The sequence below is a fragment of the Permianibacter fluminis genome (assembly GCF_013179735.1).
In the GTDB taxonomy this organism is placed as follows: domain Bacteria; phylum Pseudomonadota; class Gammaproteobacteria; order Enterobacterales; family Permianibacteraceae; genus Permianibacter; species Permianibacter fluminis.
In genome coordinates, this window is sequence record NZ_JABMEG010000001.1 from 663,299 (window position 1) to 689,297 (window position 25,999).

Sequence of the window (25,999 nt, forward strand, 5' to 3'; positions counted from 1 at the left end):
CAAATGCGGTTTGGCGTTCACTGGCACAAAACAAAAGCCCCTCGATCGAGGGGCTTTTGTCGTGGCCGGCCAAAAATATTAATGACCGGAACGTTTCTGGTTGTACTGATCCAGTAGAACTTACCAGCTCAGTTTCAGCGTATAGGTGCCGTTGCTGGCGCCAGTGCCACCGCTGTAGTACTTCACCCGCACATAGTAAGTCTTGCTGCTTGTCGCAGTGTTTTTGCTGCTGGCGGTATCCACCTGGCCGGTACCGTTGGTCGACGAGGCCACCTGCTTCTGCGAGCTGTTGTACACGTACAGATCGTAGTCGGAGCTGGCATTCGGCGTCAGCGTCGCGGTCAGCGTCTTGCCGGCCGGCAGCGTCACTTTGAAGTAATCACCGTCGCTGCTGCTGGCCATGTTGCCGGCGACCACGGTGCCGGAGGTGGCAACGCTGTTGGCGGTGCTGAACGAATTGTTGCTTTCGGTTTCGTTCATGTTGCCGCTCGGCGGCGGCGTGGTGGTGTCAGACAGAATCTTCTGCGCGACAAACTTCGCCTTGAACACATTGGCGTAAGTCGGGTCGCTCGGGAACAGCGCCGTCGCCGCGGCAACCGTTGCGTTCGCCATGTCCGGCATCTTCAGGTTGGCACCGAGACCGAAATGCGCTTCCAGAATGATCTTGTCGACGTTGGCGCGCGGTTTGCCTTGCGCCATCAGTTCCACCAGCGCCTGAAACAGCGGCGTTGACCACAGCTCATCCGATTGGAACGTCACGCCGCCTTCGGTCACCGATTGGTGCGCGCCGTAGGTTTTGCTGCTGTTGTACAGCGCGGTGGTCTTGTTCATCACCCGGCCGCCCCAGCAATTGTTGTGACCATCCCAGCTGAACGCCCATTCCGGGTGATAGCTGGCGCCGTTCGGCGTGCTGTAGCTGTAGCTGCCAGCCCAGTAATCACCAAAGCCTTCGCCCATCGCGCCGGTGTCGCCGCCGCTCCAGTTGCTGTTGATGTTGTGCTGAATGGCGTGACCGTATTCGTGCAGGATGACGTCGGCATCTTCGTTGTCATCAACGCAACCGTGACCGAAGGCCAGATAATCGGTCGAACCGCTGAAGCTGTAATGCGAGTTGTCATCGCCATTCAGGCCATCGGTGTCGACATCGAGCGGCCGGGCAATGATGCCCTTGCTGCCAGTGAAACCGAGCGACTGCATATAGCGCTGGTTTTGATCGAGATGGAAGTAGGTGTTGCTGTCGTTGAAGGCGTTGTTGCCGCGCTTGGCAGTCCAGATACCGGTGGTCGTGGTCGACGGTGCGGTATTCGGCGCTTCGATGTTTTTGATGTTGACCCACGGACCGGACAGCGAATAGACGCCGTTGCTGACGGTCAGATCGAGCAGCGCCTTGTTCTGGTAGGCGGCATCAAAACTGGCGGCAGCGGTGGTGTCGCTCAGCGAGTCGTTGTTCAGCGTGGTGCGCGGGTCCGGATCAAACACATTGCCGCTGCCGTTGATACCGCTGGCCAGCGCACTGGCGCGGGCGATCGCGCTGGTTTTGCTGAAATCGTTCTTGGCCGAGATGGCCTGCTTGCGGGTGAATTCCTGCATCGCCGCTTTGCGATCCAGCAGTGGCTCACTGGTGGCAGCGCGGTCGTCGCCACCGAGTACCAGCGCGCGCTCGCCTTTGCGCACCAGCGTGGTCGCTTCGCTCTTCAGCAGGTTGCCGCTGTCGGCATCGAGATATTGCAGCCAGGCACCGGTCGGCATTTGTGCCGCCACATGCACTTTCCAGCTCAGCTTCAATTGACCATCAACCGGCACCCAGACCAGCGAAGCGGTCGGTTGGTCGGTCAAACCGTGACGCACTTTCTGATTGGCCCAGGCGCGATCCAGCGCGGCTTCGCGCGACAGCTTGGCGACTGGCGCGGTTTTGGCAGCAGCAAGCGTTGCCGGAACCGGGAAGCTGTTGTTATAGACCTGATACACCGCGCCATTGTTGCCGACGCTGACGACCACTTCGGCCTTGTCGACCGGATAGCCGGCCTGCATTTGCTGGTAGTGATAGTGCTTGCCGGTCAGGCTTTCCTGCACCTTGACCAGTTGCAGATTGTTCAGCTGTTTCGGCAATTGATAGCGCGCGGCATTGGCGCGCAGATAATCCAGCGGTGCCGATTTGGCGTTGACCAAATCCAGTTTTACGGCCGAGCGGCCATCGTCATGAAAGGTTGCCGGTGCGGCGAGCGCGGTACCGGCGAAGGCGGCTACCGCGAGTGCGAGTGGTTTGAAGTGGGGCAGAGTTCGGGCGCGAAAAGCGTGATGCATGGTGTGTCTCCGTAGCGTTGCGTAGCGTGATCGCTCATAGGCGGCCACTGCTTGTTTTATTTCGGGCTCTTCGGCCCGAGCGACCGAATCTAGTGAAATGTGCCGACCGCGAGTACTGCGTTTTGGTAGCGGTTTGTATCGCTTTGTAGGCATCAGAGACGTGAGTTCAACTAGCGCAAATGCAACTGAAACGCACGTTCTGATAACGCCGTCGTTGCGGCATTAGTGCACTGACAGCGACGACTCGCGCTTGCTACAAACGCGCAGGCTGCAAAAATTCGCAGGCCGCGATACCGCGCCCATCGCTAGCGCACGTAGACACTTGGGAGGAACCCATCCATGAACCACTTTCTCGCTGGCAAATTCAGCGCCGGCATCGTGTTCGTCGCCGCATTGCTGAGTGGCTGCGCGCACCGGCCGCCCGCGGCAACCGAGCTGGCGCGATTGCAAGCGGAAGTCGCCGAAACCGAACGCGCCTTCGCCCGGACCATGGCGGAGCGCAATCACGCCGCGTTCACCGGCTTTCTGGCCGACGACACCATTTTCATTTCCGGCGCTTCGCACCTGCGCGGCAAGCAGGCCGTTGCCGACGCCTGGAAGCCGTTGTATGAGGCACCGACGGCGCCATTTTCCTGGGAGCCGGAATTTGTCGAAATTCAAAACTCCGGTCAGCTGGCACTGAGCAGTGGCCCGGTTCGCGACGGCAGCGGTAAAGTAATCGCCCAGTTCAGTTCAATCTGGCGACACGAAGCGCCCGGCGTCTGGCGCATCATTTTTGATCGCGGCAATCCGGTCTGCCCGGCCGCAACGCCCTAGCTGACGACCGCGTTGCCGCGGTCGCGCCGCAGCAAACCCCGGGTGATCGCCGAAAGGAGTTCCATGAGTTTTACCGAAGGCACTTTCAAGTTTCTGGCTGCTTTGGCCAAACACAATAACCGCGACTGGTTTGAGCAAAACAAGCCGCGCTATGAAGAGCTGGTGCGTGAACCGGCGCTGGCGTTCATCGCCAGCCTGCAGGCGCCGATGCAAACGCTGGCGCCGCAATTTGACGTCAGCGCCAAGAAAATGGGCGGCTCGCTGATGCGGGTGTTCCGCGACACCCGGTTCAGCAACGACAAGACTCCGTACAAAACCAATATCGGCATCCAGTTTCGCCATGTCACCGGCAAAAACGTCCACGCCCCCGGCTTTTACATTCACCTGAGCCCGCAGGAATGTTTTCTCGGCGCCGGCATGTGGCATCCGGAAGCCGATGCGTTGAAGAAGATCCGCAACTACATTCACGACAATCCCTACACCTGGGGCATGTCGGTGCGCGACAAGACCTTTCGCAAGTATTTCAGCCTGGAGGGTGACAGCCTGCAGCGGATGCCGCGTGGCTATTCGGATAGCCATGAGCATGCGGTTGACCTGAAGCGCAAGGATTTCATTGCGATCCATCCGTTTGCCACCGAGGAAGCGCTGAAGAAATCGTTCGGCAAATTCTGCTTGACCCGGTTTGCTGCCACCGAAGAATTCATGCACACGCTGTGCGAGGCGGTTGATGTCGTTTGGAAATAGTTGACGGAGTTCGTCGGTGGGAAATAGTCGAAGGAAATAGCCGCTATTGACCACAAGCGACACCTACTTCAGCGCGCAACCCGCAAAAAAAAACCGCCGGCAATTGCCGGCGGTTTTTTTCTGCCTGAACGAGCCTGAAGCTTACCAACCGAGGTCGGTCAGCAAGGCCTTGCTCAGATCTTCCGGCGCGTTGACCGAGTGGGTCAGATCGCCGTTGATGGACGGCTCCATCAGCAGGTTGCGGGTTGCGCTGGTGTCCCAGTGCGAAACCGACGAACCGCTTTGATACGGGCTTGGCGTGAACATCATCACCCGACCTGCAGTATCGGCACCGGCCAGCTGGTTCGGATTGACGCCGAGATTGACCTTCAGCGCCGAGCTGGTCCGCGACCGGGTTTTCAGGGCGGTGCGCAGCAGCGTGGCATCGGCCAGCGTGATCCGAGCCGACGGAATGGTGATGCTCGGATCGGCACCGCCGAGACCGGCCGGCGGCGTACCGGCAACGTTGTCGGCAATGATCACGCCGATGGCGCCGGCGTCCTGGGCGTTTTTCACCTTGATGGTGAAGCCGCAGACACCACGGTCAATCAGCGCGATGTTGTTTTTCACCGCCAGAGCATTGGCTGCACTCAGCGGCGCACAACCATCGGTCGAGATCGGCATCACGGTACCGGACACGCCCGGTGCCGCAATGGCCGGACCGTAACTGGCAGCGCCAACCAGATAGTCACCGAGCAGATTGGCCGGAGCCGTCACTGCCAGACGCGGCGTGCCGAGCGTCAATACGCTGGGTGTCAGCGCAGTGACGTTGTTACCGGTCCAAACCACCTTGCGACCGTTGATGCCGGAGCTTTGCCGTTCGGCCTGGGTCATCTGCTCCCAGTTCTTGTTCAAGCTCAGGTCGTACAGGAAGGGGTCCCACATCGACGGGAAGCCGGCCAGCTGGGCACCGGTGGAACCGTTGGTGACGTTGCTGAAACCGAGACCATGACCAAACTCATGCAGCAGCACGGTGACCAGATCAATCGCGGTGCCGTGATTGGTGTCGAGACCGAGATAAAACGGCGAACCGGCCAAGCAGTTCGGCTGACCGAGGTTGGAGTTGAAGCGGGCGCGGATATCCGGCTGACCCGGATCCAAATCGGCACCGAACAGCTTGTCGGCGATCGCGCCGTGATACCAGTGTGCCGGCATCGGCACGCCAGCAAAATCGCGCCAGACGGACAACGGACCAGCGCTGCCCAGCACCGCACTGCTGGAGGTGCAAGTCAGCGGTTCCATGGTTGCCAGCACGCTGATCGTCACGTTGCTGTTCAGCGTTGCGCCCCAGATGTTGGCCGCTTCCTGAAACGCGATCAGCCGTTGCTGGCCGAGTGTGGTGCCGACGTTGCCACCGACCGGTGCGACCGGGGTCGCGTCATTGAAACCAACGCCGGGAGCATTACCGTTGACGATGACAATGGTCGCCGCGGCGTTTGCCGCGATCGGCAGCGCCATTGCGCCAGTGAGCGCCGCGCCAAGGAGCAGTTTATTGAGTTTCATAGACAGTCTCCTGGGCAACGGTGGGCGATTGCAGTTGCAGATGGGCAGCATGCGTGGCGGCATCTTCACCTTGCGCGCAGGCCTGGTGCAGTTTGCCGTCAGTGCCGCGCGTCACAACCACATAGCTGTATTCGCTTTCCGGCACTTCCATGCCGACCGCGCCACCGCTGCTCGTCATCATCGTGCGCTGCGGTTTGGCCGGTAGCGCCTTGTTCACCATCGTGGCAGCGCTCTTGCTGCGCGTTTGCTTGTTGGCGCTCGCGGCGCGCTCCAGCGTTTTGACTTCCGCTGCGGTCGGCTCGCGGAATTGTCCGGTCACCGGATCTTTGAACACCCGCATGCCAGCACTGGCAGCGGCCGCTTCATCGCCGGTTTGGTCGGCAGCCACGGCACCGGCGCAGGCCAGCACCAACACGGACGCCAGCAGGCGCCCGGTAAATTGAGTTCGAGTCATGGGAGATCTCCGTCAATCATTCAGACGCGGGCGCGACGACGCGCCGCCAGCAAACCGAACACACCAAGGCCGAGCACGGCCAGACTGGTCGGCTCCGGCACGCCAACGGTCAGCGAATCGATACCGATGTAATCGCCATTGAGGTCGGTGTTGTCGACAACATAACGCAGCGCGATACGGCCATTGCCGAAACCGATGTCACCAAAGGTCACCCGCACCTGCACCCAGTCGAGCGGATAGTCGGCGCCGGCCAGCAGCACTTCGACCATACCCATGCTGGTGAAATCGCCGACATCGTTGGCGCTGCTGCCGACATTGATCGAATCACTGGTGGTGAAGCGCACTTCCAGCGAATCAAAAAACTCGGAGTCATTGCGGCGGGTGTAGAACGTCAGATAGCTGGCTTCATTCAGCGTCAGCAGCGGTGTGATTAGCCAGTTGCTGATTTGACCACCGGCGCCGGCATTGAGGAAGTTGGCGGCGATATAGCTGTTATCGCTACCTTCATAGGCGGAAAACACGCCGTCATTGCCCTGGAACCAGCTGGTTTGGCCGCCAGCGGTGCTGTTGTTGATCAGCGCCCAGCCGTCACCGGCCAGCGTCGTGATGTCATCAAAGTCCTCGGTAAAGATAGGATCTGCCTGCGCCACTCCGGACGCCAGCAGCAGAGCCGCAGCTATTGATAAGGCTTTCATCCTGATTTCTCCAAGCGTTGCGAACCAATGATTGTTTTTACAAACGGTTTTGACCGACTTTTTTTACGACAGGTGGGGTAAAGAAGATGTGACACCAGCCCATCCGGCTGGCGGCCGACGCGGATCGCCCGCAGGAACCGTGCCGTCGCGGCAACTCGCTGATGTAGTTGGGATTTAATCACCGTGTAATTTCGTGTTGTCAAAAATGCTGACGCAAATGCGCTTATCGAACGGCGTTTGCGTTACAAATGCAGCCCGCGCAAGCGCGGTCGGCATGACTGTGCTGCATCGCAGCAGTGATGACGGCGGTGAGGACTGTTCCGTTACGCCTCGGCGCACACTTTTGGCCGCAGCAAATCCGATCGCGGCAAATGGTGAACGATCACGCTTCCGCGCTCGGCAGAAGCCACGCGTCTTCGCTCCTAACGACTGACGCCTAATTCCTGGCGTCTCGTCTCAGGCACCTGACACCCGAACGACGAACACTGATAGAGTTTGCGCCGTCACGTTTTTTCCGGTCGCTGCATTTTATGCAGCGGTGGATGCGGACTGACCGGACAGGTCAGCAACAACAAAAGCAAAACACGATGCTGGCGAGTGAACGCGGCATCACGAGGAGAATGAAAATGGTGGATGTGATCATTGCACTGGTGCTGCTGCAGTACCTGCTGTTTGGCGCACTGGTCTCGAAGGCGCGCGGCAAGTATGGCGTCAAGGCACCGGCCACTACCGGTCATGACGTGTTCGAACGCTACTACCGCGTGCAGATGAATACGCTGGAGCAACTGATCCTGTTGCTGCCGCTGATGTTGCTGGCGCGCAGCTATGTCGCCGAATACTGGGTTGCGCTGGCGGGCGTGCTCTATCTGATTGGCCGGTTTCTGTATTTCCGTGCGTATGTGGCCGATCCGCGCAGCCGCAGTCTCGGTTTCACGCTCGGCTTGATTCCAGTGCTGCTGCTGTTGTTGGTTGTGCTCGTTGGCGGGCTCTGGCAATTGCTGAGCTGATCACGAACACGGCGCTGCGTCTCGACAAGGACACGCGATGAAAGATTTGACCCAAGGCCCCATACACACACATCTGCTGCGGATGGCCGCACCGATTGCCATCGGAATGCTGGTGCAAACGCTTTACTACATGGTCGATTTGTATTTTGTCGCGCAGCTTGGCGATCACGCGCTGGCCGGCGTCAGTGCCGGCGGCAATGTGATGTTCCTGATCATGGCGCTGACCCAGATGCTCAGCGTCGGCGCGGTGACGCTGATCTCGCACGCGGTCGGCCGCAAGGATCAGGCCGACGCCAATCTGGCATTCAATCAGACCTTGCTGCTGTCGGTGCTGTGCGGCCTGCTGACGCTGTTCGGCTGCTACGGTCTGGCCGATTATTACTTCAGCGCCGTCGGCGCCGATGCGGAGACCCACGCTGCCGGCATCAGCTATCTATTTTGGTTTGCGCCCGGTTTGGCGTTGCAGTTTGCCTTGGTCGGCATGAGCGGCGCCTTGCGCGGTACCGGCATCGTCAAGCCGACCATGCTGGTGCAGATGCTGACCGTGCTGGTCAACATTGTGTTGGCGCCGGTGTTGATCGCCGGTTGGGGTACCGGCAAGGCGCTGGGCGTCGCCGGTGCCGGTCTCGCCAGTTCGCTGGCGGTGATCGTCGGGGTGATGGTGCTGGCCTGGTATTTTCTGCGGCTGGAACATTACGTCAGCATTGATCGCCAACTCTGGCGACCGGATTTTGCCATCTGGAAGCGTCTGCTCAATGTCGGCCTGCCGGCTGGTGGCGAATTTGCCTGCATGTTCGTGTTCATGGCGGTGATCTACTCGGTGATCAGCCACTTTGGTGCGGCGGCCCAAGCCGGCTTCGGCGTTGGCTCGCGGGTCATGCAAGCGATCTTCTTGCCGGCCATGGCAATCGCTTTCGCCGTCGCGCCCATTGCCGGCCAGAATTTCGGCGCCAGAAATGCGGCGCGCGTGCGCGAAACCATCCGCAAGGCGCTGTATCTGGAAGCGGCGCTGATGTTTGCCTTGACCTTGCTCTGCCAAATCAAACCGGCCGCCTTGGTCGGGGTGTTTTCAAGCGAAGCTGCCGTGATCACCGTCGGCGCGCAATTCCTGCAGATCATTTCCTGGAATTTCGTCGGCTCCGGTGTGATCTTCGCTTGCTCCGGCATGTTTCAGGCACTCGGCAATACCTGGCCGGCCCTGATCAGCATGGCCACGCGCTTGCTGACGTTCGCGCTGCCGGCACTGTGGTTGTCGCGCCAACCGGGCTTTGAGATTGTCCACATCTGGTATCTGTCGGTGGCAACGGTCGGTTTGCAGATGCTGACCAGCTTGTTGTTGTTGCGCAGCGAACTCGGCAAGCGGCTGGCGCCGCTCGATGCGCAGCGCGCGTGACCACCGACGGAGAGTGAATCAGCATGAACGGTCTGCACAGCAGCGAACAGAGTTGTCCGTATTGCGGTGAGTCCATCGAGCTGCTGATTGATGGCTCGATTGCCGAGCAGAGCTATATCGAAGATTGTCCGGTTTGTTGCCGACCGATGATCGTTGAGGTGCGCGTGCCGGACGGAGAATTTGGCGACGAGGAACCGCCCGAGGTGACCCTTCGCAGCGAGGATGAATAGAAGCGAGGCCGCAGACGGCCTCGCTTTTTTTTCCGATTTGGTAGCAGTGTCAGCGCTGTAAATACCGTAGCAACCGGCGAATGTCGGCGATCATTTCGATGACATACACCAGCATCAACACCACCAGCACGCCGTGCACCAGTTTGTTCAACAGCACCGCCACGTTGCCATAGCGACCGATTTCCAGCGTATCGACACCGGCCTGGACGCCAGCGGCGGCCACCGTGACCAGCACATCGTGCTGAAACAGCGCATACGAAAGTCCGATGCCAATGACGTTCAGCAAGATGTGCAGCAGCAGGCGGTCACGGCTCCAGTAAGGGCGCAGCAAATTAATGCCGGCCAGCACCACGTCGGCAATGCCGAGCGCCAAGATGGGCCACCAGTACGGCGTCCACGCCGATGCCAACTGGAACGGCACCACTGCGTCGTCGTGAATGAACAACGCCGGGAATTTCAGCCAGCCGCACCACCAGAACAGAAACAGCACGCCGACCACCAGTTCGAACAGCGCTTCGCTGCGTTTGATGTGCAGCCGGTCCTTCACTGGCGCCAGCTTGGCGGGCTGCCAGTTGTCGAGAAAACCGAGCCGGACCTGGTAGCGCTCGAACAGCCAGAACAACAGCGTGATGATCGCCATGTACACCAGCGCAGTACCGGCATAACCGAACGCTGCCTGCATCAATGACTGCACCGGGTTGTGGCTGCTGACCATGTCGATGCCGGCGAGCACGCCGTAGACGATGCCGATGATCGTCAGCATCAAACGCTGGCTGTACCACCAAAGCGGAAACACACTTGGCCCGATCAGATGTTGCTGCGGCAGGTAACGACCGGCGACCAACAACGGATGGCCGCTTTGTTTCAGCAGCGCCTGCTGTTCGGCCTCGGTCAGTGCCCGGCCGAGCGCGCTTTCGCGCTCCTCGATTTGCGACAACAGGCTGTCTTTCAGCTCGGCGATGATGTCGGCTGCCTGCGGTTTGGGCAGGTAGCCGTTGACGGCCTGCAGATAACGTTCAACCAGTTCCATGATCAGGACTCCTTTGCGGTCGCCGCTTTGGCGACGGTGTTCGGTTCAGATTCGGGGTGGGCCTGACGCGGCGGCTGGCCGGCAGCCTCGCCATGAATGCGCGCCAGCGCGGCATCGAGCGCGCGCCATTCGGCCAACAGCTGCTCCAGCACCGGCTGGCCCTCGGCCGAGAGTCGGTAAAAGCGCTTGTTGCGCTTGTCCTCCTCCCGCCATTCGCTGGTCAGCAGGCCTTGCGCTTCCAGCCGGCGCAGCAGCGGGTACAAGGTGCCTTCGTCGATATCGAGCCCCAGTTCGGCCAGTGCCTTGCGCAGCGTATAGCCGTAGTGCTCGCTCCTGAGCTGGACCAATACGGCCAGCGTCAGACTGCCGCGGCGCAATTCCAGCCTGAGTTTTTCAAACAGATCCGGTTCCATCGGCCGCTCCTGTGCGGGTTTGTCTCGTTATACTGTGTTTTGCACAGTATGTGGTAGACACTGTATTTCACACAGTATAGGTTGGCAAGCGATTTTGCTGTGAATGTCGCCAAGCTGGGCAAAATTCAGCCGCTTTGCCGCTTGGGTGGCCAAATAATGGTCAGTCCACGACTTTTTTACAGTGGTGTACTTTTTGTTTACAGCAGGGGCAACGCAGTTGCCGGACGACGGCAAGGAATCGTCGTTCAGGTATGGAAGCCTGGCTGGAGCGCCACCACACGGCGACTACATAACCAGAGACAGAGGGAGTCCACATGCAGCAAATCAACAAGGTAACGCTGGCCGTTGCGCTGGCACTGGCAGGGACCGCCGCTTCCGCCGGGGAGCATCTCGACAAGGTGATGGCCGGGCTGAAAGCCGGTCGTGCCCACGTCGCCGATGAAATCATCGTGCAATACCGACAAAGCACCAGTGACAACCAGAAGGGCGCCGTGCTGCGCAAACTGGGTGCGCTGGGCGATGAAAACCTGATGCGCGGCCATCTGCGCGCCGACAACAAGGGCGACATCGACGTGTTGTTCCTGCCGCAAGGCAAGGCGCTCGAAAAAGTGCTGCAACAACTAGAAAACGATCCGAACGTCGAGTTCGCCGAACCGAACTGGGTCTATCAGCACAGCGCCACCAGCAACGACACCTACTACACCAACGGCTCGCTGTGGGGCATGTATGGCGACGCCAGCAGCCCGGCCAATCAATGGGGCTCGCAGGCCGCTGAAGCCTGGGCCGCCGGCAATACCAATTGCAGCAATGTCTACGTCGGCATCATCGACGAGGGTTTCATGTACGACCATGAAGACCTGTCGGGCAACGCCTGGACCAATCCCTTTGATCCGGTCGACGGCGTCGACAACGACGGCAACGGCTACGTCGATGACACCCACGGCTGGGATTTCGACGGCGGCAACAACAGCACCTTCGATGGCACCTCCGATGATCATGGCACCCACGTCGCCGGCACGATTGCCGGCATGGGCGGCAATGGCAAAGGCGTGGCCGGCGTCTGCTGGAGCGCCAAGCTCATCAGCGCGAAATTTCTCGGTCGTCGCGGCGGCACCACCGCGAACGCCGTGCTCGCGGTTGACTACATCACCGATCTGAAAACCCGGCACGGCCTGAACATCGTCGCGACCAACAACAGCTGGGGCGGTGGTGGTTTCTCGCAGGCTCTGCAAGACGCCATCGAACGCGCCAACACCGCCGGCATTCTGTTCGTTGCCGCCGCCGGTAACGACGCCTTCAATTGCGATTCGAGCTCGACCTGCTATCCGGCCGAATACCCGAACAGCAACGTGATCAGCGTCGCCTCCATCACCAATACCGGCGCGCTCAGTTCATTCAGCTCTTATGGCGCCACAACGGTCGATGTCGCCGCGCCGGGCTCGGCCATTTATTCCAGCGTGCCGACCTCGTCGAAAGGCAAGATTGTCTCCAGCTACGCCAGCTACAGCGGCACCTCGATGGCAACGCCGCATGTCACCGGCGCTGCCGCGCTGTACAAGGCGGTCAAACCGGCGGCATCCGCTGCCGCCATCAAGAACGCCATCATGACCGGCGCCGCACCGACCGCTTCGGTCAATGGCAAGGTCGTCAGCAACGGCCGGCTCGATATCCCGACCATGCTGACCAAATAGTCATTGCAGGGAGGTATTGCGGAGTAGCAAAAAGGGGCCGAATGGCCCCTTTTTGTTGTGCACTGAATGTGCGCCGTTGGACGGCGCCGCCGTCAGTGCGACGTCTTGCCAGTGACTTCGATCAAGTCGGTTTTGTTCATGCCGGCTTTGCGGCGGGCTTTCTTTCTGCGCTTCGGCTTGTCGACTTCCTTCATCGCCTTGGCTTCGAATTTTTCCAGCGCCTTGGCCAGCTTGGCCTTGAATGCGGCGAGCTGCTTGGCCTGTTTGGCTTTCATGGCGGTGATTTTCTTCTTCGCGGCGGCGACCCGTTTGGCGCGGGCTTTTTCTGCGCGCTGCTCGGCGGTCAGTTTCGGGCCTTTACGTTTTGCCTTGAGCAATTTGCCAGGACGTAATTTTGTACTGCGGGTTTTGGCTTTGAGCGCCATCTGCATTACCTCCGTGTCAGGTGCCATCAACCGGGGTGTTGGCGGCAGTTGCAACCATAAACCGCGCCGCGTTCGCTGTAAATTCCCCCACCGCTCGCGCTATTCTGCTCGCCTCATTGATTCACTGGCCACGGCTGCCGCAGTGTTCATTCTCCCGCTCGAATTCGGCTACAAAACCACCCAGCGCGCCTGGCTGACTTTTTTCCTGGTCGGCCTGATGCTGTTCATCCATTGGCGGGTCGAGATCAACGCCGAAAAAGTCGGTGAAGCGGTCGCCCGCTATTGCGCCAGCGATGACGGTGAAGCGTTCAGCAAACTGCTGCGCCGGCAATCGCAACTGCCGGACGATGAAGACGCCGAGTACTGGCGCTGCGACTCGGTCGTGGGCCTCATCGCCGGGGTCGGCGACAAACCCGGCGCCTATGACTATGTGCTCGACGACGACAGCTTCGCACATCTGGATGAACGCGGTCAGGACCGGCTGCGCGCCGATCTGGAACAACAGGTTGGCAAAGCCGAACTCTACGTCCCGCGACTGCTGCAGGAAAAACTGGCGCAGCCGGCGCAATCGCTCAACCCGGTCCGGATGCTGACCGCCACGCTGGCACACGGCGACTGGTGGCATGTGATTTTCAACATGGTTTTCCTGATCGCCTTTGGCTGCATTCTGGAAGTCGTGATCGGGCCGATTGCCTATCTCGGCTTCATGTTCGCCTCAGTACTGACCGTCGGCCTTTCCTACGCTATTGCCACCCAACTCAATGGCGACACGCTCGGGTTGTCACTCGGCTTTTCCGGCGTCGATTTCACCCTGCTCGGCGCCCTGCTCTTCCTGATGCCGTTGGCGCCGATCAAATCGATCGTTTTCATCGGCATCATTCCGATACCGATGCGACTCGGCGTCTGGGTGTTCGGTCTGGTCTTTCTCGGCGGCCAGTTATGGTTTTTGTTTGAGCAAGGCCCGTTTGATGAAAGCACTGGCGTCAACACGCTGGCCCATGCGGTCGGCGGCGTCACCGGATTTGTGCTGGCCGCGTGGTTGCTGCGGCCGCTGAAAAAACAATTGTCCGACCTGCTCGACCGCGCCGCCGTGCAGGAATGGTCGCAGCGTTGAAGCTGCCCCGCGTTTGCCATCTGACACGTTCGGTCACGCTGCGCTAATGACTGACCTAGCCTGATTGCGCCAACCACTGCTGGACACCGTCGGCGGCAACGCAACCGCTGGCAAAGCAGGCGGTCAGCAGATAGCCGCCGGTTGGCGCTTCCCAGTCGATCATTTCACCGGCGCAGAATACGCCGGGCCGCCGCTTGAGCATCAAGGTATCGGTCAGCGCAGCAAAGCGCACGCCACCGGCGGAGCTGATCACTTCGGCGAGCGGTCGTGCGGCGTTCAGGGTGAGCGGCAGTGCCTTCAGCGTCTTCGCGATTTGCGCCATGTCGTTCATCCGGTCTTTGCTGAGCACTTCGCGCAGCAAGCCGACACGCACGCCGCCAATACCAGCGCGCTGTAAATGCGCCGCCAGCGATTTGCTGCCGCGCGGCTTGTTCAATTCGGTTAGCAGGCGCGCGTAGTCGCGACCCGGCACCAGATCCAGTCGCAGCGTTGCGTGGCCGGTCGCATCAATGGCATCGCGCAACGCCGCTGACACGGCGTAAATCAGGCCGCCTTCGATGCCGGTGGCGGTGATCATCGCTTCACCTTGGCGCTGCCAATGGCGACCGCGGCTATCGACAAAGTCGAGCACGACCGGCTTTAGCGCTTCGCCGGCAAATTTTTCCGCAAACAGCGGACTCCAACCGATATCAAAGCCACAATTCGCCGGCTTCAATGGCGCAACGTCGACGCCCTGTTGCTGCAGCAGTGGCAGCCAGCCGCCGTCACTGCCGAGTTTCGGCCAGCTGCCGCCACCGAGCGCGAGCACCAGCGCGGCGCAATCCACGTGTTGTTCGCCATCGGGCGTCTGGATGCGCAGCCGCTGCCCGCCGCCCGCCGGCGACTCCGCCCAGCCCAGCCAACGCGAACGCGGCTGAAACTGCACGCCCAATTCGCGCAAACGCTGCAGCCAGGCTCGCAATAGCGGCGCTGCTTTCATGTCTTTTGGAAACACCCGACCGGAACTGCCGACAAACGTCTCGATGCCGAGGCCATGAATCCAGTCCCGCAACTGCTGCGGTGAAAAGCGCTGCAACCACTTGCCGATCGGCACCGCCGCATCGTCATAGCGCGCGATGAACGCCAGCAGATCTTCGGAATGGGTGATGTTCATGCCGCCAATGCCAGCGAGCAGAAACTTGCGACCCGCCGATGGCATCGCATCGAATACCCGCACCGGCCAACCCTGCCTGGCAAGGCATTCGGCCGCCATCAGTCCGGCCGGACCGGCGCCGATGATCACAACAGGAAGGGAAACGCCTGAATTCATTGGCAACCGTTGTATCGGGGTGATGGGTCATTTTCGCACAGCGCCGACGCGAATACTTCCGCACTCATGGCATTGGCTGAGCGTCAATACCGCGCCTGGCCCGGCTCAGCGGCAACACCTTTTGAGTCAGAGCGGCTCGAGAACGAGACAGGAGAACGATCATGTGCCGGCGCTAACGTCGCTTTTACACGGCAACGCACGGCGAACGGCACTGGCCCAGCCTGCCAGACGGGGCGCCATGGCAGCGGCCGTTTGCTGCGGTTCAAACGAACGCTCGGCCTGCCATAGCGCGGCGAGTTGATCGGTGGTTTGCCAAAGACCAGCGCCTAATCCAGCGAGCATTGCGGCACCGCGTGCGGTGCTTTCGGTAACTTGCGGTCGGGTGACTTTGCGCTGCAAAACATCGGCCTGAATCTGGCAAAGCAGATCATCAACCGCCATGCCACCATCGATGCGCAGTTCCGGCAGCGGCATACCGACATCCGCTTCCATCGCGCCCAACAAATCGGCACTTTGATAAGCCACGGCTTCGAGCGCCGCGCGCGCGATGTGCGCTTTGCTGGTGCCGCGGGTTAGGCCGCAGATAAGACCGCGGGCGTCAGCATCCCAGTACGGCGCGCCAAGTCCGGTGAAGGCCGGCACGATGTACACGCCGCCGTTGTCCGGCACTTGCCGCGCCAGCGCTTCGACGTCGCTGGCATGTTCAAACAAACCCAAATTGTCGCGCAGCCATTGGATCAAGGCGCCGGCGACAAACACCGAGCCTTCGAGCGCGTAAGTGCGTTTGCCGTGCAGCTGCCAGGCAACGGTGCTGAGCAGACCGTGCTTGGACGTGACAATCTGATCACCGGTGTTCATCAACATGAAGCAGCCGGTGCCATAGGTGTTTTTGCTCATACCCGGCGTGAAACAGGCTTGGCCGAACAACGCCGCTTGTTGGTCGCCGGCCATGCCGGTAATCGGGATGGCCGCTCCAAAGATCGAAGCATCGGTCATCGCGAGTGGGCCGCTGCAATCGACGATGCTCGGCAGGGTTTCGCGCGGAATACCGAATAATTTGAGCAACACCGGATCCCAGTCACCGCTGTGAATATTATAGAGCTGGGTGCGTGCCGCATTGCTGGCATCGGTGAGATGGGCGCGGCCTTTGCTCAGTTGCCAGACCAACCAGCTGTCTACAGTGCCGAAGCAAAGCTTGCCGGTTGCGGCAGCCGCTTTCACCGCCGGGACCTCATTGAGTAGCCAACGCATCTTGCTGGCGGAGAAATACGGGTCGATCACCAGACCGGTGCGAGCACGCACATCGGGTTCGTGTCCTTGCGCTTTCAGTTGCTCACAGAACGCACTGGTGCGCCGGCATTGCCAGACGATGGCATTGTGCAGCGGCATGCCGCTGTCGCGATGCCAGGCCATCACCGTTTCGCGTTGATTGGTGATGCCAATGGCGAGAATGTCGCGTGCGGACAGTTTGGCTTTGTCCAGAACGCCGAGCACCGCATCGCGCTGGGTTTGCCACAACAGATTGGCATCTTGCTCGACCCAACCGGGTTGCGGAAACTGACAGGCGAACGGCACAGCATGCAGCGCTACGGGTTCGGCGTTTTCGTTGAACAGCAAGGCGCGCGAACTGGATGTGCCTTGATCGAGTGCGAGTAGATAACGGGACATCGGCACTCCTTTCCGTCGTCGAATGGTTCGGCGTGGGAGCGGCGCTCGCCGCGATGTTTTACTGTTGTCACAGCATAGCGCGTGTGGGTCTTATCGCGGGTAAGGTCGCTCTCACACAGGTAATGCCGCGCAGTTGGGAAATTATCTGTCACCGCCGCCTATGCGGGAAAAGCAGTTTTGCTTAGCGGATCGGCATTGCTCCCACGCGGGCTGCTTTTTCTGTCGCCATTTGCGGATTGCTATCGCGGGCAAGCTCGCTCCTACCAACAAAGGCAGGCATTCTCGCGTTGCGCGCTTTGGCGATTTGCCGAGTGGGATCCTTACCACCGTCCGCGCGGGCGATACGGTTTTTCCGGCTGGTTGTCCGCTTGGGCTTTCGCTCGCTGTACTGCGATTTTCTGGTTAGCACCAAGCAATAGGCGCCATTGCAAAGCCGTTTCACGCGCTAGCACCGCACGCGCATTCGCTGACCATGCGTAATGGTAGAGCCGTTTCGCCGCGGCAACACTGTCGGGCGAACGGGCAACAAAGGTCTGTGCGAGCGCTTGCGCTGCGGCATACGGGTCATTCACCACGGCCGTCAGCAAACCCAAGGCCTGCGCCTCATTGCCACTTAACAATTCCGCCGTGCTGGCCAGTCGCATCGCCACATCCACCGGCAGCAATTCGCGCAGCGCCAGCGTGCCGCCCATGTCCGGGATGATGCCCCACTTGGCTTCCATGATCGAAAGTGATGCCTCTGGCGTCGCGATCCGGTAATCGGCGCCGAGCGCAATCTGCAGACCGCCACCCCAGCAGCGGCCATGAATCGCCGCGATCACCGGCACCGGCAGGCGGCGCCAGCCGACGCTGACGCGCTGGGCCAGGTTGGCGTTGCCGGGCAGCCATTTCCACAGCAGCTGCAGACCGGTCAGCGGATTGCCGAACACCGATTTGATATCGAGCCCGGAACAAAAGTCTTCGCCGGCGCCAGCCAGAATGATTGCGCGAACCGAGCGATCTCGTTTGAGCTGACCAATCACCCGGTCGATGGCCTGAAACATCGCCAGATCCAGCGCATTGCGCTTGTCAGGCCGGTTCAAGGTAACGTGGGCGATACCTTGCTGAATTTGCACGAGCAGCCGAGGCGAAGTCATGGTCGTTTTGGATGTGGTTGTGGTCGGAATGCGGGTTGCCCGACTATCGCCGGAAATCGTCGTTAGCGCCAGCCATCACCGCAGGTCAAAGCAAACGATGGTCTGCACTGATCCGGAGCGTCGACCGTGTGACTCTTGGTCGTGACCGGATGAGCGGGTTGGCCCTGGGGCAAAAGCGGTGTCGGTGGCCGATGGCTAAAACTCAAAGCGGTAGTCGAGATAAATTCGCCACTCATCCGTGAAGCTGGAATCTGATGCGGCCTGAAACCGGCCACTGGTCAGCATGAAGCTGTGGACGCGGTCGCGGCGCCAGCGCAGCGTCAGATCCGTTTCGTCGCCGTAGTCGACGCCGGTGGCGGCCGCACTGAACCGCTGCTGGCGTAGCTCGACCAACCATGGCGCTTGCCGCCAGCTGATCCGAGCGGATTTCTCCAGCAATCCTTGTTCAGGTGTGCTGGAAAATTTATTGACCACGCCGTGGAAGTCATGTGACGAGCCCAGCGGCGTGATAAATGACCGGCCCTGCTGTGAGTCCAGCACTTCGTAACGTGCGCCAAATTCAACCGCATCATAACCCAGCGCGGCATCCAGCAAGCGATAGACAACGGATACCGCTGATTTTGGCAGCGCTCCGCTGACGCTGTCGCGGTGTTGATGCGCGTATTCCAGCTGCGTGCGCAAACGCCAGGCGTCAAATTTGTAGTCGAATTGATGCCGCAAGCCAAACTGCTGGTGTGACAACTCGGGAAAATCGAGATAGTCATTGAAATAGGCGTAGCCAACAAAGTGCTGGTAATCCCATTCGCTCCATTCCGCCCGCAGCCAATTGGCATTGATGCGATGGTCACCCAGCCGCGCCGCCGGGCGCACACCGTTCAGATCATCATAGCGCTGGTCGCTTTCTGACAGGCTACGTCCGGCATCGTCGCCAAAAATGCGGTTGACGTTGTAGACATGAGCGTATTGAAGCAGCGATGACGCGGCTAACCGTGTCTGTACCGTCAGACCATCAAAGGTTTGTTCATTTTGCCAAAAGGCATTGCCACCCACGAAGCGCTGGTTATCAAACTCGATGCGTTGCCGGCCTAACTTCCACGGCGCCATATCATTGTTGCTTTCAAGGTAGAACTGGTTCAGATCAAATCCGTCGGTATCGGGCACCACCGGCTGACCATTGTCGGTTACGCCATCACTGTGTTGGTCTCGCAAAGCACGGCCGACATAGTCCAGCTCAAGCAGAGTGGTCCAGTTGTCTTGCCAATGGCTCCGCAGATTGAGGCGCAGCAATGCCGAAAAGGCGGCACCGGCATTGCCATCCTGATCAATTGCGCTGTAGCGGGTGCGAACCGAGCCGGTCAAATCGGACTCCGCAAACACCAGCGCGGCCTGTGCGAAGACCGCGCACAAACCGACTGCCACCATGCGCGCAGCACGCCGGCGATAGCGATGCGACATTATTGTTTCCAGTCAGGGGCGTTGCCGTCGTGCAGAAACGTCACGCTTCTCATGCTGTCCATGCGTTGGTAGAGCTCATCGGGCATCGGGTTTTGTCGTACATCCATATAACGTAGCGCCGGGAGATGATCAATATCTATGTCAGGCAGCTTGTTGTTGAACAGATAGATCTTTGCCAAAGCCGGAAGCTGGCGGTAATGAAACGCCGTCAGCTGGTTGGCGTTGCCTTTCAGCAGCGCAAGCTTTGGCATATCAGCCAACTCCAGCAGTGTTAAGGCATTGTCAAAGATGTACAGCTCCGAGAGTTGCGGAACGTTCTGGAGATGCAGCGCGCTGAGCCGATTTCGGCTCAACGCCAGCCGCTGGAGCTGCGGCAGGTTCTGAATCGAAACCTCGGTCAACTGATTGTTGTGCAGACTCAGGCTTTCCAGCTGGCTCAGTTGTTCAATACCAGCCAGGGAACGAATGGACTGTGAGTGGCAACTCAAGGATTTGACATCTGTTGGCTGATGCCAGCCGTTTTCAGCGGCAAGCGTTTTTACGCATTCGGCCAGCGCCGGATCCGGCAGAGTCGACCACCATTCGGCTGTTTTATTGGTTGTGCTCTCGCTTGGCCAAGCAGCGCCAGCGGCCGCCCAGAACAACGCCAACGTAGCGAAATGCCGTAGCGCGATCACCGTTTACACTCGCTTCAGCTGCACGCAAACCCCGCGCGCGATCAGTTGCTCACTGGGTTGATCCAGTGCGGAGCCGCCGGTTTCTTCTTCGGTCAACAGTAGCTCGGCCGCATCGTGAATCAGTCTGGCGGTGGCTTCGTCCAGCGCGACACCGGTTTGCACTGTGCCGGAAAAAATTGCGACGGATCGCGCTTCGCCGTCTCGTTTTGATACCGCCCACAGCTGTAGCGAGCGGTTCGGTTTGACCGTTACGGTTTCCCATTGCAACCAGAGCTGCTTGCTGTCGGCTGAGGTCAGTGCCGTCAGCGATGCGGAGCCTTTCTGGTTGAGCAGGACCGCAGCATAGCTGGCGTTCGGCGCGGTCGGCGGTGCCCGCCAGAACAGCGAGTAACTGGACAGCCCTACAGCAAACAACAGACTCAAGGCCAGCGCCCAGCGCAACAGCAACAGTTCGCGCAAGGTCTGCCGCGGAACCTCGACGGTCTGATCAATTTTTGCCGCAATGCGGGCCCAGGTGCTGGCCGCGGTCGGCAACGCTGCCGGTTTTTGCATCGCCATCATGTGCTGCTCCCAGAACGCGACCGCGTTGGCAAACTCAGGGTCTTCACGCAGGCGCTGCTCAGCGTCCTTGCGCGCTTGGCCACGCAGCGTACCGAGGGCGTATTCGAATGCCAGCTCGCGGTCGTTCATTGGTACACCGCCATGGTGGTGTCGAGACATTGCTTCAGCGCGTCGGCGCCACGGTGCAACCAGGATTTCACGGTGTTGGCATTGGTGTTGAATCGACTGGCGATTTCTTCCCGCGAATGGCCCTCGAGATATGCCATCTGAATGCTGAGCTTGACCCGCTCGTTCAATTTTTCCAGGCAATGAACCAGCTGATCGCGCAACTGATCATTTATCGCCAGATGCTCCGGGGTCGCCTGGTCGACAACGTAGCTGCTTTCAATTTCGGCATCCCATTCGATGGTTCGGCTGTTGTGAACATGCTCGTGATCGCGTCGGTCGATGGCCCGATAACGGACAATGCTGCTCATCCATGTCAGCGCCCTGGCTTGTTCCGGCCGATACGTGGCCGCGTTGCGCCAAATCTGCAAATAGGCTTCCTGCAACACATCACTGCTCAGCTCCGGCGACCGGACAATCCGGTAGGCAATCGCGTTCATATAGGCGCTGGTGTTGTCGTACAGCTGCTTCAGCGCCTTCCTGTCACGCAAGGCGCAGCGCGCAATCAGGGTGATCAGTTCTTCCTCATCCAGCATGGCAGTGCCCATTGATGTGCTGACAAACAGCGTGAACGTTGCTGACGATATACGGCGCAGGAGCGGCAAAGTTGCATGACTTGGCGATTTTGCTGTTGGCGAGGCCGGTCAGCACCGGCGGTGCCCGGGCCATCATAGCCGATCGGGCACGTTTGTCAGACCCGCCGCCACCCCACTCCCTGCCTGACCCAGCCCAGCGCTTTGCCGGCTTTTAGCAACCGCTCCTTACCGACTGCCAGGCCGTTTTGCCGCACGTTATTCGTTGATTTTGCTCGACAGGGCTGGCCCAGCCCGCTCAACCACATTCGGACCGTGCAACTTTTTTAGCGGTCGCGCCGTAAGTACTGGCAAGCAGATTGTGAAGGCAGTCCGGTCGGCATCAGCTCCGAAACGTTACGCCGCAATTGCTTGGTACTTGGGGGTTTTTGTGCGTCATCAGCCATTGCATCACCGGACCCACCGCACGCCAGCAAAGGGCTTCTTTGGTTGGGCCTTGTTCCTTGCCATCGGCACCTTGCTGTCGCTGTCGATCTACAGCGCGAATGCCTTCGGCGGCATTCTGGCCTGGACCGTAGGCTTGCTCTATGTCAGCTACGACACCTGGCTACTGGCCTACGTCGCGTGGAAAACGCGGGCCATCACGGCGGTGAAATCGCCGACCGCGCTGGCGCATTCCAACGTGCCAGCCGTCAGCATTGGCGTGCTGGTGCCGGCCCATAACGAAAGCGCGGTTATCGTCGCGACGCTGCACTACTTGCTGCAACAGCAGCAGGGGCCCGAGCAGATCATCGTGATCAACGACGGCTCCACCGATGACACGTCGACCGTCTTGCAAGCCGGCTTTCAATTTACCGTTACCGGCCGCGGCATGTTTCGGTCCGCCAGCCACCCGCAATTGTTTTTGCTGGAGAAACATAACAGCGGCAAAGCGGACTCACTCAATCTGGCCATGCCACATCTGCAGTGCGATGTGGTGGTCACGGTCGATGCCGACACCCTGCTCGCGCCCGGCGCCATTGCCGAAATTCGCCGCGCGTTTACCAGCGAGCAGGCGCTGGTGGCGGCCTGCGGCGTGCTGAGCCCGCGCACGCGCGGCGGCTTGGTCAGTCGCTGCTTTGCCTGGTTTCAATACTTTGAGTATTTGCGCGCGTTTTTGGCGCGCGCCGCATGGATGCAGTCGAATGCGCTGCTGTTGGTGTCTGGCGCTTTTGCCGCTTACCGAAAGTCCGCGCTGGTGGCCATCGGTGGCTATGACAAGCACAGCCTGGTCGAAGACTACGAGCTCATCCATCGCCTGCACAAATATGCCTGTGATCGCGGCTGTGACTGGACGGTTCGGGTGTTGCCGGGCGCGCAGGCGGATACCGATGCACCCGCCAGCCTGCGCGCCTTTCTGCAACAGCGAAAACGCTGGTTCACCGGCTTTCTGCGTACCCAATTTCAGTATCGCGACTTGATCGGTGCGACGCGCTACAAGCAGGTCGGCAAGCTGATGTTGCCGATCAAAACCGTCGACACCCTGCAGCCGCTGTTCGGTCTGGTCGCGTTCTCGTTTCTGCTGCGCTTTCTGTTCACCGACATTCAGCTTGCCAGTCAGGTATTGGCCGTCATTTTGATCAAACTGGGCATCGATTTTTGTTACCACCTGTGGGCGTTGCGTCGCTATCACCAATGGCTGCAACAACCGGTGGCGCCACAGCTGTGGTGGCGTGCGGTGCTGTGCTGTCTGACCGAGCCGTTCTTTTTCCAGCTGATCCGCCACGTCGGTGCCCTGCTGGGCTGGAGCAGCTTGCTGACCGGCAAGGCCAAATGGAAGCCCATCCGCCATGCCGGGCCCGATTACTTTCTCTCCGTGAACAACAAGGAACAGATATGAGAATCACCGTGAAGCAAGTGTGTGGACTGCTTTTGCTGCTGCCACTGGTCAGCAACGCGGCCAGCTTTGATGAAGCCATGCAGCTGAAGAACAATCAACAGCTGGAAGCCTCGGAAGCCGCCTTTAAAAGCGTGTTGGCTGACAATCCTTCTGACACCAGAGCGCTGGAACAGTTGGCGGTTGTGCAAAGCTGGCAAAACAAATTTGACGCCGCCGTTGCCAGCTTTCGGCACCTGCTGGTGTTAGACCCACAATACCCCAATGCGCACGTTGGCCTGGCTCGCGTGCTGTATTGGCAAGGTCAGCGCCAGGAAGCATTAAGCCAACTTGCCATCGCGTTGAACGCCCAACCCAGCGCGGACGATATCTGGATCCTGCAAGGCGACGTGTTGCTGGCGGACAATCAACCCGATGCGGCCCGCGAATCCTATCTGAAGGCGAAGGCGCTCCAGGGTGGCAACGCCGACCCGGCGCTGGAAAAAAAGATTTCGGCAGCCAAGCCCGCCAGACACTGGCGGCTGGATGCCGGCTATGTCGCCGATCACTTTAGTGAAGTCCGCGATAACGAACACAGCGCTTATCTTCAGCTTGGCTATACCACCACCAACAAAACCACGCTGTACGCCAAGTGGGAAGACTATTTCAACTTCGACGAAACCGATCGCGGTGCCGGGCTCGGCGTGTACTGGCTGCCAATGGACAGCATTCTGATCAACGCGGAATGGGCACGGACCACCGACGATGCCGATTTTCGGCCCGACAGCATCGCGCTGCTGAACACGGAGTTTCTGTTTAGTGCGCAGCTGCAGCCACTGCTGGGCTACCGCCGCTCGCATTACGACTCGGCATTCAGCCAAGGCGACGTCACCACCATCATGCCCGGCCTGCGCTGGAATTTCGCCAGCGCCAGCATCGAGCTGCGTCACGGCCGGACCACCAATCTGGATGACTCCACCACCAGCGTTGATACCGGCAAGCTGACCTTCAACGGCGAAAAATATTCACCCTACCTTTCCTATACAACAGGCAAGGAAGCGACACCGCCGCTCGAGGTTGCCGACATCAGCGTGATCAGCGCCGGCTTGGTGATGCGCTTGAGTGACGGCTGGGGCGCACGTATTGACTATGCCCGCGAAGATCGCAAGGACAGCTACATTCACACCGCCATCGGTGTTGGTGTGTCGGCATTTTTCTAGAATTTGATTGGGCTGACTATGCAAACAACTAGCCGATATTCGTCGCTCGCCGTCATCTTGCACTGGATCGTTGCGGCCGGAATCCTCGTCAACGTGGCGCTGGCGTGGTCGTTCAATTTCATTTCGGACGACAACATTCGCTTTGCCATCGACACCCACAAATCGCTGGGAATTAGCGTGCTGGGTTTTGTCTTGCTGCGGATTTTCTGGCGCCTCTATCGCCAGCCGCCGGCGTTTCCCTACCCGCAGCCGCCACTTGAGCGCTTTCTGGCCAACGCCACCCACCTCTTTCTGTATAGCCTGATGCTGCTGCTACCCATTTCTGGATGGTTGCACGATTCGGCCTGGAAAGCGGCCAGCGATCATCCAATGCATTTGTTCGGTCTGTTTGAATGGCCGCGCATTGGCGCAATCATGCAGCTGGAACCGGTGCAAAAGGAGCATTGGCATGAAGTGCTTGGCTTGATTCATACCAGTTTGTCTTATGCGCTGTATGGACTGTTGCTGCTCCATGTTGCGGCGGCATTGAAACACCATTTTTCTGTCAGCCAGCCGGTTCGTGGCAGAGGCATGTTACCGGGCTAGCGCCTGGCACCGGGTCACGCACTGTTGGCGTGACCCGGTATTTTCTCCCCGCACTTGTCGCGAAAGCAGAAGCAAGCCGGCTTGGCTTGGTCGCGCGCTTGCCGACCGGCGTGTCAAATGATCTGAATCCGTGAAGAGGTTTCCGATGTCCTTCTCAGCTGAATTTACCAGCACGCATTTGCCGACACCGTATGGCTCATTCCAATTGCATGTCCGCACAGACAGCACCGATGAGCAGGCACCGATTCTGCTCACCATGGGTGACCTGCGCGGTAAACCGCCGCTGGTCCGTCTGCACTCCGAGTGTTTGACCGGAGACGCCCTGCACTCCCTGCGCTGCGATTGTGGTTTTCAATTGAAAGCCGCGCTGTCTTTCATTGCCACCGAACAGCGTGGCGCCATTGTCTATTTGCGCCAGGAAGGTCGTGGCATTGGCTTGGTCAATAAACTGCGTGCTTACGCGCTGCAAGATCAGGGGTTGGATACCGTTGAAGCCAATCTCAAACTCGGATTTGAGCCCGATCAACGTGACTACGGTGAAGCCGTATCGCTGTTGAAGTCGCTGGAACTCAGCGCCGTACGGCTGATGACCAATAACCCGGCAAAAGTGCAGGCGCTAAGGCAGGCGGGCATCGCCGTGACAGAACGGGTGCCGATAGACGTCGGCAACAATTCGCACAACGTCCGCTATTTGATGGCCAAGAGCCGCAAGCTGGGCCACTTGCTTTGAATTGATGGCCAGCCTGGTCAATCACACCGGACCAGCCCGCTCGCCAGCATTGTCGCCGCCGGACCGGTGCCGGTGGGCAACGATACTGCCCACCCCGCCAGCGCTGCGCGGGTGCGGCGTGAAGGGTGCTGATGGCGGCGGAGTAACAGACAGCTGGCGCCGCTCTGTTTCACTGCCGCCAGCGGCGCCGGCCGGCGTCAGGGCTATACTGCCAAGCAGCGCTCGCTGTTGTTTCGACAGGATCCTG

Annotated in this window: 25 protein-coding genes; 11 read left to right on the forward strand and 14 right to left on the reverse strand. The window is 59.7% G+C overall.

Annotated elements, in window-relative coordinates; translation table 11 throughout:
• Positions 1–120: 120 nt before the first annotated feature.
• Complete coding sequence (locus tag HPT27_RS02875; protein WP_172238675.1) at positions 121–2,304, reverse strand: pre-peptidase C-terminal domain-containing protein; 2,184 nt, start codon at positions 2,302–2,304, stop codon at positions 121–123.
• Between the two features lie 339 nt (positions 2,305–2,643).
• On the opposite strand from HPT27_RS02875, the gene HPT27_RS02880 reads away from it, so the two are divergent.
• Entirely contained in the window at positions 2,644–3,120 is a 477-nt protein-coding gene (locus HPT27_RS02880; protein ID WP_172238678.1) for a YybH family protein, read from the forward strand.
• 63 nt (positions 3,121–3,183) lie between these two features.
• Positions 3,184–3,864, forward strand: coding sequence for a DUF2461 domain-containing protein (locus HPT27_RS02885; protein WP_172238681.1), 681 nt, complete (start codon positions 3,184–3,186; stop codon positions 3,862–3,864).
• A gap of 141 nt (positions 3,865–4,005) precedes the next feature.
• Here HPT27_RS02885 and HPT27_RS02890 read toward each other — a convergent pair whose 3' ends face one another.
• From HPT27_RS02890 to HPT27_RS02900, 3 genes are read right to left on the reverse strand one after another with little or no spacing between them, the layout of a single operon-like run.
• Complete coding sequence (locus tag HPT27_RS02890; RefSeq protein WP_211197829.1) at positions 4,006–5,406, reverse strand: PA domain-containing protein; 1,401 nt, start codon at positions 5,404–5,406, stop codon at positions 4,006–4,008.
• Positions 5,393–5,860, reverse strand: a complete 468-nt coding sequence (locus HPT27_RS02895) for a post-PEP-CTERM-1 domain-containing protein (RefSeq protein WP_172238684.1) — start codon at positions 5,858–5,860, stop codon at positions 5,393–5,395. Before HPT27_RS02895 ends, HPT27_RS02890 begins: the two co-directional genes overlap by 14 nt.
• Before the next feature lie 20 nt (positions 5,861–5,880).
• Entirely contained in the window at positions 5,881–6,555 is a 675-nt protein-coding gene (locus HPT27_RS02900; protein ID WP_172238687.1) for a choice-of-anchor J family PEP-CTERM protein, read from the reverse strand.
• Positions 6,556–7,181: 626 nt separating this feature from the next.
• Here HPT27_RS02900 and HPT27_RS02905 point away from each other — a divergent pair.
• From HPT27_RS02905 to HPT27_RS02915, 3 genes are read left to right on the forward strand one after another with little or no spacing between them, the layout of a single operon-like run.
• Positions 7,182–7,562 (forward strand): MAPEG family protein, encoded by a 381-nt coding sequence (locus tag HPT27_RS02905; protein WP_211197830.1) that lies wholly within the window; start codon positions 7,182–7,184, stop codon positions 7,560–7,562.
• Positions 7,563–7,599: 37 nt separating this feature from the next.
• Complete coding sequence (locus HPT27_RS02910; RefSeq protein WP_172238693.1) at positions 7,600–8,955, forward strand: MATE family efflux transporter; 1,356 nt, start codon at positions 7,600–7,602, stop codon at positions 8,953–8,955.
• A 23-nt stretch (positions 8,956–8,978) separates the two neighbouring features.
• A complete protein-coding gene (locus HPT27_RS02915; RefSeq protein WP_172238696.1) occupies positions 8,979–9,185 on the forward strand; it encodes a CPXCG motif-containing cysteine-rich protein in 207 nt (68 codons plus the stop codon).
• Between the two features lie 49 nt (positions 9,186–9,234).
• Here the strand turns inward: HPT27_RS02915 and HPT27_RS02920 are convergent, their stop codons facing one another.
• Complete coding sequence (locus HPT27_RS02920) at positions 9,235–10,215, reverse strand: hypothetical protein (protein ID WP_172238699.1); 981 nt, start codon at positions 10,213–10,215, stop codon at positions 9,235–9,237.
• Positions 10,216–10,217: 2 nt separating this feature from the next.
• Positions 10,218–10,628, reverse strand: coding sequence for a PadR family transcriptional regulator (locus tag HPT27_RS02925; protein ID WP_172238702.1), 411 nt, complete (start codon positions 10,626–10,628; stop codon positions 10,218–10,220).
• Between the two features lie 314 nt (positions 10,629–10,942).
• Here HPT27_RS02925 and HPT27_RS02930 point away from each other — a divergent pair, with 314 nt between their 5' ends.
• Positions 10,943–12,319: a S8 family peptidase gene (locus tag HPT27_RS02930; protein ID WP_172238705.1), complete on the forward strand. Its 1,377-nt coding sequence runs from the start codon at positions 10,943–10,945 to the stop codon at positions 12,317–12,319.
• Between the two features lie 92 nt (positions 12,320–12,411).
• Here the strand turns inward: HPT27_RS02930 and HPT27_RS02935 are convergent, their stop codons facing one another.
• The gene (locus HPT27_RS02935) at positions 12,412–12,744 is read right to left on the reverse strand and encodes a hypothetical protein (protein WP_172238708.1); all 333 of its coding nucleotides are present in this window, start codon (positions 12,742–12,744) and stop codon (positions 12,412–12,414) included.
• Between the two features lie 142 nt (positions 12,745–12,886).
• On the opposite strand from HPT27_RS02935, the gene HPT27_RS19440 reads away from it, so the two are divergent.
• Positions 12,887–13,858 carry a rhomboid family intramembrane serine protease gene (locus tag HPT27_RS19440; RefSeq protein WP_172238711.1) on the forward strand — a complete coding sequence of 324 codons (972 nt, stop codon included), beginning with the start codon at positions 12,887–12,889 and terminating at the stop codon, positions 13,856–13,858.
• 55 nt (positions 13,859–13,913) lie between these two features.
• Here the strand turns inward: HPT27_RS19440 and HPT27_RS02945 are convergent, their stop codons facing one another.
• From HPT27_RS02945 to HPT27_RS02975, 7 genes are all read right to left on the reverse strand, one after another.
• Complete coding sequence (locus tag HPT27_RS02945; RefSeq protein ID WP_172238714.1) at positions 13,914–15,167, reverse strand: TIGR03862 family flavoprotein; 1,254 nt, start codon at positions 15,165–15,167, stop codon at positions 13,914–13,916.
• A gap of 159 nt (positions 15,168–15,326) precedes the next feature.
• Entirely contained in the window at positions 15,327–16,835 is a 1,509-nt protein-coding gene (gene glpK, locus HPT27_RS02950) for a glycerol kinase GlpK (RefSeq protein WP_172238717.1), read from the reverse strand.
• 320 nt (positions 16,836–17,155) lie between these two features.
• Positions 17,156–17,971 carry a crotonase/enoyl-CoA hydratase family protein gene (locus HPT27_RS02955; protein WP_172238719.1) on the reverse strand — a complete coding sequence of 272 codons (816 nt, stop codon included), beginning with the start codon at positions 17,969–17,971 and terminating at the stop codon, positions 17,156–17,158.
• Between the two features lie 195 nt (positions 17,972–18,166).
• Positions 18,167–19,426, reverse strand: a complete 1,260-nt coding sequence (locus HPT27_RS02960; protein WP_172238722.1) for an alginate export family protein — start codon at positions 19,424–19,426, stop codon at positions 18,167–18,169.
• A complete protein-coding gene (locus tag HPT27_RS02965; protein WP_172238725.1) occupies positions 19,426–20,103 on the reverse strand; it encodes a leucine-rich repeat domain-containing protein in 678 nt (225 codons plus the stop codon). The genes HPT27_RS02960 and HPT27_RS02965 overlap by 1 nt, the downstream gene beginning before the upstream one ends.
• A 3-nt stretch (positions 20,104–20,106) precedes the next feature.
• Complete coding sequence (locus HPT27_RS02970; RefSeq protein WP_172238728.1) at positions 20,107–20,793, reverse strand: anti-sigma factor; 687 nt, start codon at positions 20,791–20,793, stop codon at positions 20,107–20,109.
• A complete protein-coding gene (locus HPT27_RS02975) occupies positions 20,790–21,365 on the reverse strand; it encodes an RNA polymerase sigma factor (protein WP_172238731.1) in 576 nt (191 codons plus the stop codon). Before HPT27_RS02975 ends, HPT27_RS02970 begins: the two co-directional genes overlap by 4 nt.
• A gap of 427 nt (positions 21,366–21,792) precedes the next feature.
• On the opposite strand from HPT27_RS02975, the gene HPT27_RS02980 reads away from it, so the two are divergent.
• The 4 genes from HPT27_RS02980 to ribA all read left to right on the forward strand — a co-directional run bounded on the left by HPT27_RS02980 (position 21,793) and on the right by ribA (position 25,752).
• A complete protein-coding gene (locus HPT27_RS02980) occupies positions 21,793–23,241 on the forward strand; it encodes a glycosyltransferase family 2 protein (protein WP_172238734.1) in 1,449 nt (482 codons plus the stop codon).
• A complete protein-coding gene (locus HPT27_RS02985; RefSeq protein ID WP_172238737.1) occupies positions 23,238–24,437 on the forward strand; it encodes a YaiO family outer membrane beta-barrel protein in 1,200 nt (399 codons plus the stop codon). Before HPT27_RS02980 ends, HPT27_RS02985 begins: the two co-directional genes overlap by 4 nt.
• An 18-nt stretch (positions 24,438–24,455) precedes the next feature.
• Positions 24,456–25,022, forward strand: coding sequence for a cytochrome b (locus HPT27_RS02990; RefSeq protein WP_172238740.1), 567 nt, complete (start codon positions 24,456–24,458; stop codon positions 25,020–25,022).
• Between the two features lie 145 nt (positions 25,023–25,167).
• Positions 25,168–25,752, forward strand: a complete 585-nt coding sequence (gene ribA / locus HPT27_RS02995) for a GTP cyclohydrolase II (RefSeq protein WP_172238743.1) — start codon at positions 25,168–25,170, stop codon at positions 25,750–25,752.
• Positions 25,753–25,999 lie beyond the last annotated feature (247 nt).